Below are 14437 nucleotides of genomic sequence, written 5' to 3' on the forward strand. Positions count from 1 at the left end.
CGGAACAGTTGTTCTTCCCGTAACGCTGCCACACCCTTCTTCATTCCGAGACACCGCGTCCGATACGCGAGACGAATTCGTCCCAGTAACCGGGCATCGCCTCCCACGGGTCGACCGTGCCGTGGCGGTCGGAGCGGTCCGTGAAGTACACCGTCGCGGCGCCCTGCCAGCGCGCGATGCGCAGTGCCTCTTCGAGGTGGCGGCGGGGCACGCCGTGCACGAAGTGGCAGAAGCGCTCGGGCGGATACTCCGCGGTCCACTCGGCGACCTGGGACCAGCGGTAGTCGGTCCAGGCGCCGGAGAAGGTCACCAACTGGTCGGCGGTCTCGGCGTATCCGGGGTAGGGGTGCATGCCGTGGCCGAGGACGAGGTGACTGTCGTCGCTCAGCGCCCTGAGGGTCGTGGTGATCCGCCGGACCTCCGGCAGGACGGCCCGCTCGGTGGGGCAGCGGTCCAGATAGAAGCCGTCCACGCGGTACCAGTCGAGGAAGCGGTGGGCGTCGGAGACCAGCTCGCCGAAGGTGCGGGCGCCGTAGGCCAGGTCGAGATGGCCGAGGACGCGGCCGCCCGCGTTGCGGAGCTTGCCTGCGGCGGTGAGGCAATGGGGATCGGGGCGAGCTCCCGGCCCATTGGCGACATTTAAGACAGTCCAGCGCAAAGGGGTTGCCGGGCGGGTCAGTTCGGCCCACTCGGCCGGGGCCATCAGCGGGTGCGCGTATCCGGGTACGCCCACCCCCATCGCGAGGGCGCCGGACCGGGCCTCGGCGCCCTTCGTGGTCGTCAGATGCGACATGCGGCCTCCATCCAGATGTCGGCGAGCGACTCTTCGAGGTTGATCCGGGGCCGCCAGCCGAGCCGGTCGCGGGCAGTCCGTACGTCGGCCTGCTGCCAGCTGCCGCAGCCGTCCGGGTACGGGAACGCGGCCGGCGAGCCCAACTCCGATTCGGAGCGGGGGTGGCTCAGGGATGGCCGTCCGCCCGGTCCGGAATCGAGCTCGTGCAGCGCGCCCGCGTACCCGGCGACCCTGGCCAGCACGGCAGCCGCGTCGCGCAGCCGGATGGCCCGCCCCGAACCGATGTTGACCACGCCCTGCGCGGCGGACAGCGAGGCGGCGTGCACGGCCCTCGCCACATCCCGTACGTCGACGAAGTCGCGCTGCACCCCGAGCCCGCTGAGCTTGAGCTCACCGTCACCGGCCTGCATCGCGCGGCGCATGGCCTCGGCGAGGCGGCCCAGCGGGGAGCCCGCGGGGGTGCCGGGCCCGGCGGGCGAGAAGACGCGCAGGACGACGGCATCCAGATCCGAGCCGAGGACCAGCTCGGTCGCGGCGAGCTTGCTGACGCCGTACGGGCCGCCGGGGCGCGGAACCGCGTCCTCGGGGGTGGAGGAGCCGGGCTGGCTGGGCCCGTACTCGGCGGCGCAGCCCAGCTGCACGAGGCGCGCCCCGCAGCCGCTGCGCCGCAGGGCCTCGCAGACAGTCGCGACGGCCACGGTGTTGTGCCGGGTCAGGTCGCGGGCGCCGCCCCTGGTGGCTCCGGCGCAGTTGACGACGACTCCGGGGTGGACGGCGTCGAGGAAGCGGGCGAGCGCGCCGGGGCTGCCGCCCGCGAGGTCGAACCGCACGTCCGCGTCGTCGCCGCGCCCTAGCGCGGTCAGCTGCACGGCCGGGTCGGCAAGCAGCCGCTCGGCGACGAAGCGGCCCAGGTATCCATTGGCTCCCAGCAAGAGCACCCTCATCGGGCGCCTCCGGAGTTAGCGGCCCAGCACTTGGGGGTGGTCATCTGGCGTTCTCCTTCGTGGCATCGCTGTCGACTTGAGTCCCGCGGTGTCGGCCACGCGGGCTGGGGCCTCCGGCCGGGGCTGGGGGCGCTGGTAAGTGGGGGAAAACGGACACTTATATCGGGGCGAAACGGTCGCCGAGTTGTCCCTTTCCCCCCACAAGCACTTCGGGGGTCGCGCCCGGGGCGGGGGGTGGGGGTGGGGGTGGGGTGGGGGGCCGCCTCATCGCGGGGCGCCGGTCGGTGTCGGGGCGTGGGCCGAAGCCCGGGTCAGAGTCCGGGCCGCCTGGGCCAGGAGGGCCAGCGCCGCGCCTCCGCAGGCGAGGGTCGGAACCGCCCCCACGCCGAGCGCCGAGGCCAAGGCCTCGACCGGGGCGGCAAGAGCGCCACACCCGGGCAGCCGCCCACCAAGAACCAGGGCAAGAGCGAGCACCTCCGCGCCGCAGGCCCAGCCCAGCGCCGAGGCGGGCGCGTCCGGGAAGCCGTAGACGGCGAGGAGCCGGGCGAGCAGGAGCAGGGCGCCGAGGGCCACCCCCGGGGCGAGCCCCGCGGGCTCCCCGAGGACCGCCCCCGCGACGACGAGCAGCAGGGCGAGGCAGGCCAGGAAGAGCCCGAACACGCCGCCCAGCAAGGGCCGGACGCCCGCCGCGAACTCCGCGAGGCCCCGGCTCACCTCCAGCCGCCGCCCCGCCTGCGCCGCGAACAGCCGGGCGCACCAGGCCGCGGGCCCCACGGACAGGGCGAGCCCGAGCACGGGGGCCGTGGCCGGCGGCCAGAGCTCGTCGGGCCCGCCGGCCAGCGCCCCGCGCAGGAGCCCGTCGCCGAGGAGCGCGTACGCCAGCAGCCAGCAGGTCCACAGCCGCGTGGCGGGGACCGTGCGTCCGGCCACGAACAGCGGCCCGTGCCTGAGACCCATCCGCAGCGCTCCCGCCACGGCCAGCGCCCCGACCAGGAGCACGACGAGCCGCGCCCGCCCGCCGGTCAGCTGCACTCCCGTGACGGCCACCGCGCAGACCGCGCCCGGCAGCATGGCCAGGGCGGCCCAGCCGGCCGGCGGCGCGGGCAGGGGCGTCACCCGCGAGCCCGGCCCCTGTGCGGCGTCGGCCGCACCTGGCTCGGCGCCGCGGGGCACGCGCGCGTACATCTCCTCGGCGAGCGAGAACACGTCGCGGTGCCGGAAGCGCGCGGCCGTCCGGTCGGTGACGCCGTGCGCCTCCAGGCCGGCCGCGATCTCCAGCGGGTCCACGGCGCGGTGGCACAGCTCGCGGTGCCGGTGCATCAGGGCCTTCACGGGGTCGACGGCGCCGCGCCGCGGGGTTCTGCGCGGCTTCTCCGCCGAGGACCGCGCGGCCCGTGCGGCACGCGGGGTGAGCGCGGAGGTGGCCAGGATCTCTTCGGAGCGTGTGTCCCAGCTGCCTGCGCCGCCCGGCGTCATCGGCGTATCGGCGGAGTCCGCCTGCGGTCCGTCGCTCACGACTCTCCCTCCGGGGCGGCCGGGGCAGCCGGAGCACCTACGCTCACCGGCTCACCCGCACCGCCCGCGCCGTCGGCCACCTCGCCGGCCTCGTCGTCGGTCACGCCGTCGGTCACCCAACTGGGCCCGCTCCGCCCGGAGTTGCGCCCGGCCAGCCACTGCCCGAACCCGGTCACGCCCTTGGCCGCCGCCCAGCGCCCCGGCACATGCGCCTCCGCCGGATGTCCGAAGGGCAGCGGTTCACCGGACTCGTCCAGGGCCTCCCGGCGCACCGGGCAGTGCGAGACGATCTCCAGGTAGATGCCGCGAAATGCCGCGATGTTCTGCTCGACGGTGAAGAGTTCGAGCGCACGCGCGCGTGCCGCCGCCCCGAGGCGCTCGCGCCGCTCGGGGTCGCGCAGGAGCGCCACGCAGGCATCCGCGAGCGCGCGGGGGTTGCGCGGGGGCACCACCAGGCCCGTGCCGCCGATGACTTCGACGACGGCGCCGACGTCGGTGGAGACCGTGGCCCGGCCGCAGAACATCGCCTCGACGAGGCTGATCGGGAAGCCCTCGACGACGCTGGAGAGGACGACGACGCCTCCGGCCGCGTACGCGTCGGCGAGTTCGGGGACCTCGGGGCTGCCGATCTCCTCGAAGGAGACGGGGTTGTCGCCGACCGCGTGCACGTCCTCCGCCTCGTCGGGGAAGAGCTGCGCGGCGAGGGCCCGGCAGTGCGCCAAGTAGGCGGCCGCCTCGGCCCCTTGGGCGGGCGCGCCGACGATCCGCAGCCTGGCCTTCGGCTCTTCCTTGCGGACCTCGGCGAAGGCGTGCAGGAGGGCGATGAGGTCCTTGGAGGGCTCGATGCGGCCGACCCAGACCAGGGTGTCGCCGTCCTCGACCGGCTCGCTCTCGCCGACCTCGGCGAAGCGGGCGGACTCCATGCCGGGGTAGACCGTGCGCAGCTTGGCGCGGTCGGCGCCGCACTTCTCCTGCCAGCGGCGGGCGTGGGTGTTGCCGGGGGTGATCAGGGTGGCCCGCCGGTAGACCTCGGTGGCGAGCCGGCCGTGGAAGGCGGCGAGCAGGGCGCGCGCGGGGGCGCCGAGCAGGTCCGGGGACGCGCCGAGGTAGTGGGCGCGCAGTTGGACGCCGTACTCGGTGACGAGGAGCGGGACGCCGAAGAAGTGCTGGGCGAGCAGCCCGGGCAGGGCCGCGGCGCCGCCGGAGGTGGCATGGCAGACGTCGACCGCGCCGAGCCCGCCCTCGACGTCCTCGTACCAGTCGAGGGAGAGCGGCCGCAGGGCCCGCTCCAGGAGTCCGGCGACGGCGAGCAGATCGGACACGCGCGCGTGCTGCGCGGCACGCAGTGCGCCGGGCGCGCGGCAGGCGCTTTCGAGGGCGCTCACCGCCGACTCGGAGCGGAGCGCGGCGGCCAGTCCGCCTTCGTCGCGGGCGAGTTCGGCGAGGCCGTACAGCGCCGTGCTGAAACGGTCCGCCGCAGCGTCGGACGAGCCGGTCCCGGCCTCCCCGGACTCCCCCGCACAGAGCGCGCCGACCAGCTCCCCGAAGTGCTCGGCGAACCGGCGCCGGCGGCGGCGCCCATAGACCACGCTGTCGTCGTCGGCCCAGTACAGCGGGGCCGTGCGCACCCGGTTGACCTGCGGCGGGAGCGCGATCCAGCCGCGCTCCTCCTGGTCCGCGCTGCGGGCCAGGGCGAAGATGTCGAACTCGTGCTGGTCCAGTCCGCGCACAAGGCGGTCGCACCACAGCCTGGCCTCGCCGGTCACATACGGATAGCCACCTTCGGTCAGCAGTCCGATGCGCACGAGTACACCCCCGATCTCCCTTGTGGAGGGCCGTCGTTGGTCGGACGGCCCGCAGCGGGAAGAACGTATGCGGACATGCCGGTGGCGCGGTGGACGGTTGTCCATCGCGCCACCAAAAGGGGTGAACGGCCGTAACTTTCCCGCGCAGGTTGCGTTCCGTCGCGCTAGGCGGCCAACTAATTACGCTGCGTCAGGCCGCGGCCAACTCCTTCCGCGCTGCTTCCGCTGCCTTTCGCGCCAGTTCCTTCCGTACGGAACGACGCCCGGCCGCGACCGCGGGATCGAGCGCCGGGACCGCCGCGAGCAGCTGCCGGGTGTACGCGTCCTGCGGCGCCCCGTACACCTCGTCGACCGTGCCCTCCTCGACGACGCGCCCCTCGCGCATGACCGCGACCCGGTGGCTGACCTGCCGTACGACCGCCAGATCGTGCGCGACGAAGACCAGCGCGAGCCCTAGTTCGTGCTGCAACTCCCGCAGCAGGTCGGTCACTTGGGCCTGGGTGGTCACATCGAGCGCGGACACCGGCTCGTCGCACACGATGAGCCGGGGCTCTGGCGCGAGGGCCCGCGCGATGCCGACGCGCTGGCGCTGGCCGCCGCTGAACTCGTGCGGATAGCGGTCGTAGTGCGCCGCTTCGAGCCCCACCCGTTCGAGGAGTTCGTGTACGCGGCCACGGATGGCGTCCCCGTCGCGCCCGCCCGTCGCCCGACCACCGCCCCTCATCGAGGCGCTTCGCACCGCCCCTGCCCATCGCGCCCGCAGCGGGTCGGCGATCGATTCGCCGACGGTGCGGCGCGGGTTGAGCGAGGAGACCGGGTCCTGGAAGACCATCTGCAGCTGCCCGGCGAGCGGCCGTGCGGCCCTCCTCCCCGTGCTGCCGGCGATCTCCGCACCCCCGTAACGGAGTTCGCCCGCACTCGGCTCCAGGAGCCCCACCAGCATCCGTCCCAGCGTGGTCTTCCCGCTGCCGCTCTCGCCGACGATCCCGAGCGTTTCGCCGCGCCGCACTTCGAGGGACACCCCGTCGACGGCGGTGAAGGCCTGCTTTCCGCGCCCGAAGACGCGGCGCAACTCGGTTGCCCGCACGATCACTTCGGCCCTCTCGGCACCGCCCTCGGCCGTACGGGCGAGGGGCGTGGGCAGGCGGTCGTCCGCGGCCGGGTCACGTACCGCGTCCCGTGCCGCGTCCACCCGAGGCACCGCGGCGAGCAGCTGCTTCGTGTACGTCGCCTTCGGTGCGCCGAGCACCTTCGCCACGGCCCCGTGTTCCACGGCCCGCCCGTGCCGCATGACCAGGACCTCGTCGACGCTCTCGGCGGCCACACCCACGTCATGGGTGACCAGGAGCAGCCCCATCCCCGTCTCCCGCCGCAGCTCGTGCAGCAGGTCGAGGATCTGGGCCTGCACCGTCACATCGAGCGCCGTCGTCGGCTCGTCGGCGACCAGGAGGCGGGGCTCGCAGGCCAGGGCCATGGCGATCAGGGCGCGCTGGCGCATGCCGCCGGAGAACTCGTGCGGCCTCGATCTGGCCCGGCGGGCGGCGTCCGCGATGCCGACCCGGTCCAGGACTTCGACGGCACGCGCGCGTGCCGCCCGGCGCGAGACCCGGTTGTGCACGCGGTAGACCTCGGCGATCTGGTCGCCCACCGCGTAGTACGGGTCGAGCGAGGAGAGCGGGTCCTGGAACACCATCGCCGCCTCGGCCCCGCGCAGCCTGCGCAGTTCCGCGTCCCCGGCCGCCGTCACGTCGACGCCCGCGACCCGCACCGTCCCGCTCACCCGGGCGCCGGTCCCCCGGTGCAGCCCGAGCAAGGCCCCCGCCACGGTGGACTTGCCGGACCCGGACTCGCCGACGACCCCGAGCGCGGCGCCGGGCGCCAGCGCGAAGGAGAGGCCGTCGACGGCGCGTACTCCCCCGGACTCCACGGACCCGAACTCCACCGACAGATCGGTCACTTCGATGAGAGGAGCCACGGAGTCGGCAGTAACTGCGGCAGTAACTACAGGGCTCACTTGAGCACCACCCGTCGATCGGCCACCGCGTACAGCAGATCCGCGACGACATTGGCGAGAACCACGAAGAAGCCGGTCACCAGGACCATCCCGACGACCACCGGCAGATCGACGACGTTCACGGCGTGCACCAGTTCACGCCCCATCCCGGGCAGCCCGAACAGCGTCTCGGTCAGGACCGCCCCGCCGAACATCGTCCCGAAGTCATTGGCGCTGAGCGCGATCACCGGCGCGACCGCCCCGCGCAGGGCGTGCCGCCCGATGATCGAGCGCTCGCTGACGCCGTACGCACGGAAGGTGCGCACATGGTCCTCGGCAAGGGTCTCCAGCATGGAAGCCCTGGTCAGGCGGGCGTACTTGGCGGACTCGATCAGGGCGAGCGAGATCCAGGGAAGGAGCAGGCTCCAGGCCCACTGCTCGGGGTTCTCGGTGAAGGGCACGTACTGCGGGAAGGGCAGCCACTGCAGCTGCCCGCAGATGACGACCATCAGCAGCAGCCCGATGACGAAGACGGGCGTCGCCGTCCCGGCCAGCGTGAGGCCGGTGAGCAGGCGCTCGCTGAGCCGTCCGCGCCGCCAGGCCGACAGGAGGCCGGTGCCGATGCCGAGGATCAGCCACAGGACCATGGCGCCGAGGGCGAGCGATCCGGTGACGGGCAGCTCGCGCAGGATCAGCGCGGTGACCTCCTCGTCGCTCTGGTAGGAGCGGCCGAGGCAGGGCGCGGCACAGTGCACGATCTCGGTGCCGGTGGAGTAGTCCTGGCCGACGAAGATGCCCTGCAGGAAGTCCCCGTACCGCACCAGGACCGGGTCGTCGAGCCTCAACTGCTCGGTGACCTGCTGGACTTGGGCGGGCGAGCACTTCGGGCCGCAGGTGATCTGGGCGACGTCGCCGGGGGCTACGTAGAAGACCGCGAAGATGATCACGGAGATGGCGAAGAGCGTGATGGCCGCGCCCACCAGCTGCCGCAGAAGGAAGCGGAGCGTCATGCCTTGGCCTCCCTCTTGCGGCCGGTTCCGATACGCAGCCGCGAGGCCGCGCGCGGGTCGAGTGCCGTACGCACCCCGTCGCCGAGGACGGTCAGCGAGAGCACGGTGACGAACAGCGCGGCCGCGGGAAGCAGCAGATACTGCGGCGCCGCCTGGTACCAGGTGTCGGCCTGCGTCAGCATCTGCCCCCAGGAGGGCGTGGGCGGCTTGACCCCGACGCCCAGGAAGGACAGCGCGGCCTCGACCGTGATGTTGATCGGCACAAGGAGGGCCGCGTACGTGATGACCGGCGCGGCGAGCGCCGGCAGCAGCTCCCGCCGGGCGATCTTCCAGGTCGACCAGCCGCTCAGCCGCGCGGCGGCCACATAATCCAACTCCTTGAGCATGACGGTCTGCGCCCGCACCAGCTTGGCCGCACCACCCCACTGGACGAGGCCGATGACCAGCGCCACGACAACGGGCCGCGGCACATCGGACGGCACGATCGCGAGCAGGGCGAGCGACAGGATCATCAGCGGCATCGCCACGAACACATCGGTGGCCCGGCTGAGCACCTGGTCCACGACCTTGTTGCCGAGCCCCGCCGCCAGCCCGACGCCCAGCCCGAGCAGCACCTGCAGCACGGTCGCGGCGAGCGCGACGGCGAGCGAGATCCGCGCCCCGTAGACGAGCCGCGCGAACAGATCGCGCCCCGTCTGCGGTTCGACGCCGAGCCAGTGCTCCGCGCTCACCCCGCCGAACGAGCCGAGCGGCAGCCCGCCGGCCGCCGAGTCGACGAGCTCCGGGTGGTACGTGTTCGGATCCTGCCCCTCGATCGCGGTGAGCAGCGGCGCACCCAGCGCGGCCAGGACCAGAAGGGCGACCACGACCGCCGCGATCAGCGCGGCGCGCTGTGCCCGCAGCCGCCGCCAGAACTGCCGGGCCCCCGAGGCGGGGACGGACGCCGTGGCGCCCGCCCCCAGCTCGACGGCCGAAAGGGCCTCACTCATGAACTACTACTCTCAATTCGCCGGTACCTGCTGCTACTTGACGGCGATCTGCGAAATGTCGAGCACACCGGTCCAGTCGCTGATCACGACGTTCTTGATGCCCTTGCCGTGCAGCTGCTTGTAGACCGGGTTGAACAGCGGCACGGTCACCGACTGCTCGCCGATCTTCTTGTCGAGCGCACCCCAGCGCTTGGCGGCCGCGTCGAGGTCGGTCAGCTTGTTGATCTCGTCGATCTCCTTGTTGACCGAAGCGTCGTCCAGGAAGGCGTAGTTGTAGTTGCCCGCGCCCTCCTTCACGATCTGCCGGCCGTCGAAGATCGGGGCGAGGAAGGGACCGCCGGAGGGCCAGTCGGCACCCCAGTGCGCGAGGAAGAAGCCCGGCGTGGTCTTCGCCGTGTGGATCTTCTCCTTGTAGTCGTTGTCCTCAAGTCCCTTGAGCTTGAGGGTGATTCCGGCCTTCTTCAGGGCGTCCTGCAGTGCGGTGGCGATCTCCGGGCTGGTCTCGAAGTCCTTGGCGTTGGAATGCGTGAGCGTGATCTCCAGGCCGTCCTCGTACCCGGCGTCCGCGAGCAGTTCCTTGGCCTTCTTCGCGTTGCCGCTCTTGCCGGCCGGGAAGTGGTCGTACTTCGTGTACCCGAAGGAGTCCTGCGGCGGCAGGTACGTGGTGGCGGGAATCGCGAGCGAGGAGCCACCCGCAGCGTTGACCACCGACGAACGGTCGACGGCGTACGAGATCGCCTGGCGCACCTTCGGGTCGTCGAAGGGCTTCACCTCGGGGTTGAACGCCAGGTAGTTGATGTAACCGAAGTGCCCGGTCCCGACCCGCGACGCGAGCTCCTTGTCGCCGCTGACCTTGGCGAGTTCGGCGGGCCCGAGGTTGGTGTCGGTGGTGAGCGCGGTGGCGTCGACGCCCTGGCTGGCGGAGAGGCGCTGGTTGATGACGGCGGGGTCGAGCCCGGACCGCACATCGATCTTGTCGGGATAGGCCTTGCGCTCGTCGTCCACCTCCTCGGACCAGTGCTTGTTGCGCTCCAGGGTGAGCCGCTCGCCGTCGTTCTCGTTCTTGACGACCTTGTACGGACCCGACGAGAGCGGGTGCTCCTCGTACTTGGCGCCCTTGTCCTTGGCCTTCGGCACCGGCGTGAACTGGGTCTGCGTGGCCAGGAAGGGGAACTCGCCCTCGGGCTTGTTCAGGTGGAAGACGATCGTGTAGTCGTCCGGCGTCTCGATGGAATCGAGCCCGCCCTTGTCCTTGTACGGCCCCTGGTACTTGTCGCCACCGATCAGCCAGTCCCTCAAGTAGGGCGCGCCGCCGGAGAGTTCGGCCGCGAAGGACCGCTCGACGCCGTACTTGATGTCGGCGCTGGTGATCGGCGTGCCGTCCTCGTACTTGAGGCCCTTCTTCAGGGTGTACGTCCACACGGTGGCGTTCTTGCTCGGCTTGCCCAGGTCCGTGGCGAGGTCGGGCACGACCTTGGCGCCCTCGGCCCCGGCCTCGCGGTTGCGGGTGGTGAGCGTGCGGAAGACCAGGCTGGGGACGTTGCCGCCGCCCGAGGTGTAGAGCCTCGCCGGGTCGAAGTCGCTCTGCGGATCGCTGTTCAGGACGGTGAGCGTGCCGCCCTTGCGGGCCTTGCCGTCACCCGCCCCGCCGGCGCTCTCGTCCTTGGGGCCCGCGCAGGCGGCGACGCCCGAGGCCAGCACCAGGCTTACGGATGCCGCTGCCACGCGGCGGGATATGACGGACGTACGACGCATCGGAACGAGACCTCTCGGGGGTCGCCTGAATCGGCGAAATCAGCGGGAATCAGCGGGAATCTGCAGAAAGCGACAGACGGATTCCGCCCCGGCGCGTCACAGCACCAAGAACCCAGAGATGAAAGAGAGAAGGCCGCAGAGAAAGCCGACGCACTCGCCAGGGGCGGGAGTGTCAGCAACAGTGGATGTCGGCCACGCAGAGCGCGGTCACGCCGAAGAGCGCCAGCTCAAGGGCGGCGCTCGCAGGGGCGTGACGGTTCGACATGCGCTGAAATATGAACGAACTTTCGCCGGATGTCAACGTACGAGATCGCCGTCCGGCATTCGGACGCCCACCCCGGACCGTCAACTCTCGGGAAACGCCCAGGGGTTGGCCTTGCAGCTGATCCCGTCGTGGTCGAGGAATTTCGTCTGCTGCTGCATCACGGGCGCGAGCGCTCCGTCCACGCCGCACTGCACGTGGTTGAAGCCGAGCCGGTGGCCGACCTCGTGGTTGATGAGCATCTGCCGGTACGGGTGGATGTGTTCGCCGTACGTCTTCGCGCCCTGCGCCCACCGGAAGGCGTTGATCATCACGCGGTCGGTCGCTGCGGAGTCGCAGGACACGTTGTCCTCGGTGGTGTCGAGCCCTGACTTGGCGCACCAGGTCCCGGTCGTGCCGGGACTCGCCAGCGTGATGACGAAATCCGGCTTTCCGCTGGATATCCGCTCAAAGGTCCGCTGCCCGCCGTGGGCCCAACTGCGATCGTCGTTCAGGGTCTTCTGCACGGCCTGCGCGAACAGCTCGCCGTCGAGGCCGATGCCCTTCTCGACGTCGACGCGATAGCGGACCTTCTGCCCGCGCCCCGGCGCCTTGTCGAAGCCGCCGATCACCTCGAAGTCGCCGGAGCCCTTCAGGTCGGCGGCCAGCGGGTACTTCTTGCCCATCTTCTGGTCGTACGTCTCCGCGGCCTTGGCGGGCGCCGGCCGGTCCTGGGACCGCGAGGCCTCGCTGGCGTTGTCGCGCACCTTGCCGTCGGCGTCGGCGGCCTGCGTCTGCGTGCCCCCGGGCCGCCCGTCGGCGACCTGCCCGGCGACGACGACCGCGAGCACGGTGGTCACCGCGGCGGCCGCGATCCCGGTGAAGGTACGGCCCTTGCCGCCCTTGGCCTTCTCGGGCGCGTGGGGCTCGGGTTCGAGGTCGTACGACCTCAATTCCTCATCATCGTCGTCGAGTCGGCGGTCCCAGTCGGTGACGGCGCCATAGGGGTCCTGCGTACGCCCCCGGGGCGGCCGGGCCGCGAACACATCGTCGTCTTCGTCGATCCCGTCGAAGGCCTCGACGAAGTCACGCCGGGGCCCGGGAACGCGAGCGGCGCCATAGCCGGACCGCCCGGGCGTGGCCGCACCACCGGCGACTCCCCATCCCCCACCGCTCTCGCGCTGCTCGGGGTGCCCCCCGCGAACCTGCGGCGAGCCGTGCGCCGGCGTCCCGTCGGGGCGGTACCGGGGCGTGCCATGCGCGGGAGTTCCATCAGGCCGGACCTGCGGCATCCCGCGCCCCGGAGTCCCGTCGGGCCTGACCCGCGGCATGCCCTGGCCGGGCGTGCCGTCGAAGCGCGGCTGGGGCGTACCGTGCGCGGGCGTCCCGTCCGGGCGGTACCGGGGCGTGCCATGGGCGGGCGTCCCGTCCGGGTAGTACCGGGGCATGCCGTGCGCCGGGGTCACATCAGGCCGCACCTGCGGCATCCCCCGCCCCGCGGTCCCGTCGAAGCGGGCCTGCGGCACACCACGCGCCGGCGTCCCGTCAGGCCTGACCTGCGGCATCCCCTGCGCCGGGGTCCCGTCATAGCGGGCCCGGGGTATCCCCTGCCCGGGAGTCCCGTCCGGCCGCACCTGCGGCATCCCCCGCCCCGCGGTCCCGTCGAAGCGGGCCTGCGGCACACCACGCGCCGGCGTCCCGTCCCTCGGCTCCCTCGCCCGCGGCACCTGGGCCTGCGGTACCTGTGAGTCCTTGCCGCGCCTGCGGCGTCCCGGTCCTGGGTCCGGGGTGCCCTGGGGCACCACGGGTATGTTCCCGGTTTCGGTCTTCTCGGCGGGCCCCCGCCTCGCATGCCGTCCCACGCGGCGCCTCAGCTCCTCGACCCGGTACTGCCGCCGGGCGTCAACTCGCCCTGGTCCGCAAGGAGTTCACGGACGGCCGTCGCGACCGTCTCCGGGTACTCCATCATCGCCACGTGCCCCGCCTCCGTCAGCGTAAGCAGCCGCGAGTGACGGAACGCGCGCGCTGCCTTCTGCGCCATACGGTACGAGACCAGCTGATCCCTGCCCCCATAGATGAGCAGCGTCGGCGCGAGCACCCGCTCCGCCTGCCGCCACAGCCCGTGCTGCCCGCCCAGCGTGTACGCGTCCACGATGCCCCGCGCCGAGCGCGCCATCGCGTCCCAGAAGTACGGCAGCTGCAGCCGCCGCTCCATCTCGTGCACCGCGGCCTCGAGCCCCTCCCGGGTGACCCGCCGGGGGTCGCCGTAACAGAGGGCCATCACCCCGCGCGTGCGCTGCTCGGGCGTCCAGTCCTTGGTGAGCTTCGCGAACAGCTGGGCCACCCCGGGCAGCGCGACCAGCGCGGTCGGCAGCGCGGTCCGCTGCACCCGGATCTCGGGCAGCGCCGGCGAGATCAGCGTCAACGTACGCACCAGATCGGGCCGGACCGCGGCCACGCGCGTGGCGACCGCACCACCCATGGAGTTGCCGAAGAGATGCACAGGACCGCGCGCGCTGGCGTCCAGATGACGGATGACCGCGCGCGCGTGCCCGGTCACCGAATAGTTGCCGTCGTCCGGCGGCGGCGAGTCCCCGAACCCCGGAAGATCCAGCGCCTCGCTGTCCAGGCGGTCCTCGAGCAGCGGCATCAGCGCCGACCAGTTCTGCGAGGACCCGCCGAGCCCGTGCACGAACAGCGCGGGCGCGAGCCCGGTGCGGGCCGGCGGCCGGGAACGCACGGCCAGCGTCAGCCCCGGCAGGGTGACCGAGCGCAGCTTCTCGCCCTCAGCGACCCGGACCGGAAGCGTCTTGGGGGTCACCGCGGCGGCGAGGGCTCCCGGCAGCTCGGTCGAAGACATGCGGGCAATGTTACGAGACGATCACGCGTGGGATCACGTGTTCGCCGTCACAGATCGCGTACAGATCGCATAGCGCCTCGATTGGGTGTCTCCTACGCTCTTAATAAGGGCCCTCGCCCCCGGATCCCCCGGAAAGGGGTGCCGCGCGATGACTGTCGACCCGAGCGACCCGGACACCTTCGAAGCTCAGCAGGAATCGGAACCGCCGGCCGAAGAGACACCGGAGGCGGACGCCGCCGAGCAGCACACCGACCTGCAGCAGCACCACGACGACCCGCCCCATTACGATCCGGCCGGCGCAAATCCGGCCGACGCGGTGGAGCAGGCCCGTGTGGTCGATCTCGACGAAGATGATTACCGCTGAGCCATGCCTCGCTGACCTGCAGAAACTACGCCCTCCATATCCGCGTAAAGCCGAATTCGGATACGTATGGAGGGCGGCCGATCCATGAAATTCTCGGTCCGCACCGCGCACACCGGGGTTACCGAAAAGTACGATGGCGGCGCGGCATCAGGCCGCACACGGAACATG

General features: G+C 72.1%; 12 protein-coding genes. 1 reads left to right on the plus strand and 11 read right to left on the minus strand.

Annotated features, from left to right (window positions below):
* Positions 1-40 precede the first annotated feature (40 nt).
* From OG430_RS18260 to OG430_RS18310, 11 genes are all read right to left on the minus strand, one after another.
* The gene (locus tag OG430_RS18260; RefSeq protein ID WP_327353590.1) at positions 41-793 is read right to left on the minus strand and encodes a spherulation-specific family 4 protein; all 753 of its coding nucleotides are present in this window, start codon (positions 791-793) and stop codon (positions 41-43) included.
* Positions 781-1737, minus strand: a complete 957-nt coding sequence (locus OG430_RS18265) for an NAD-dependent epimerase/dehydratase family protein (RefSeq protein ID WP_327353591.1) — start codon at positions 1735-1737, stop codon at positions 781-783. Before OG430_RS18265 ends, OG430_RS18260 begins: the two co-directional genes overlap by 13 nt.
* Positions 1738-2001: 264 nt before the next feature.
* Entirely contained in the window at positions 2002-3252 is a 1251-nt protein-coding gene (locus tag OG430_RS18270) for a hypothetical protein (RefSeq protein ID WP_327353592.1), read from the minus strand.
* Entirely contained in the window at positions 3249-5057 is a 1809-nt protein-coding gene (locus OG430_RS18275) for a DUF3492 domain-containing protein (protein ID WP_327353593.1), read from the minus strand. Before OG430_RS18275 ends, OG430_RS18270 begins: the two co-directional genes overlap by 4 nt.
* 190 nt (positions 5058-5247) lie before the next feature.
* Positions 5248-7032, minus strand: a complete 1785-nt coding sequence (locus tag OG430_RS18280; RefSeq protein ID WP_327353594.1) for an ABC transporter ATP-binding protein — start codon at positions 7030-7032, stop codon at positions 5248-5250.
* A gap of 35 nt (positions 7033-7067) precedes the next feature.
* A complete protein-coding gene (locus tag OG430_RS18285) occupies positions 7068-8060 on the minus strand; it encodes an ABC transporter permease (protein WP_327353595.1) in 993 nt (330 codons plus the stop codon).
* Entirely contained in the window at positions 8057-9049 is a 993-nt protein-coding gene (locus tag OG430_RS18290) for an ABC transporter permease (RefSeq protein WP_327353596.1), read from the minus strand. The genes OG430_RS18285 and OG430_RS18290 overlap by 4 nt, the downstream gene beginning before the upstream one ends.
* A gap of 33 nt (positions 9050-9082) precedes the next feature.
* Entirely contained in the window at positions 9083-10804 is a 1722-nt protein-coding gene (locus OG430_RS18295; protein ID WP_327353597.1) for an ABC transporter substrate-binding protein, read from the minus strand.
* 172 nt (positions 10805-10976) lie between these two features.
* Positions 10977-11069, minus strand: coding sequence for an Ms4533A family Cys-rich leader peptide (locus OG430_RS18300; RefSeq protein WP_327353598.1), 93 nt, complete (start codon positions 11067-11069; stop codon positions 10977-10979).
* A gap of 80 nt (positions 11070-11149) precedes the next feature.
* Positions 11150-12493, minus strand: coding sequence for a DUF3152 domain-containing protein (locus OG430_RS18305; RefSeq protein ID WP_327359138.1), 1344 nt, complete (start codon positions 12491-12493; stop codon positions 11150-11152).
* A gap of 422 nt (positions 12494-12915) precedes the next feature.
* Positions 12916-13905, minus strand: coding sequence for an alpha/beta fold hydrolase (locus OG430_RS18310; protein WP_327353599.1), 990 nt, complete (start codon positions 13903-13905; stop codon positions 12916-12918).
* A 148-nt stretch (positions 13906-14053) separates the two neighbouring features.
* On the opposite strand from OG430_RS18310, the gene OG430_RS18315 reads away from it, so the two are divergent.
* Positions 14054-14269 carry a hypothetical protein gene (locus tag OG430_RS18315; protein WP_327353600.1) on the plus strand — a complete coding sequence of 72 codons (216 nt, stop codon included), beginning with the start codon at positions 14054-14056 and terminating at the stop codon, positions 14267-14269.
* Positions 14270-14437: the final 168 nt, after the last annotated feature.

The organism is Streptomyces sp. NBC_01304 (assembly GCF_035975855.1).
GTDB lineage: Bacteria > Actinomycetota > Actinomycetes > Streptomycetales > Streptomycetaceae > Streptomyces.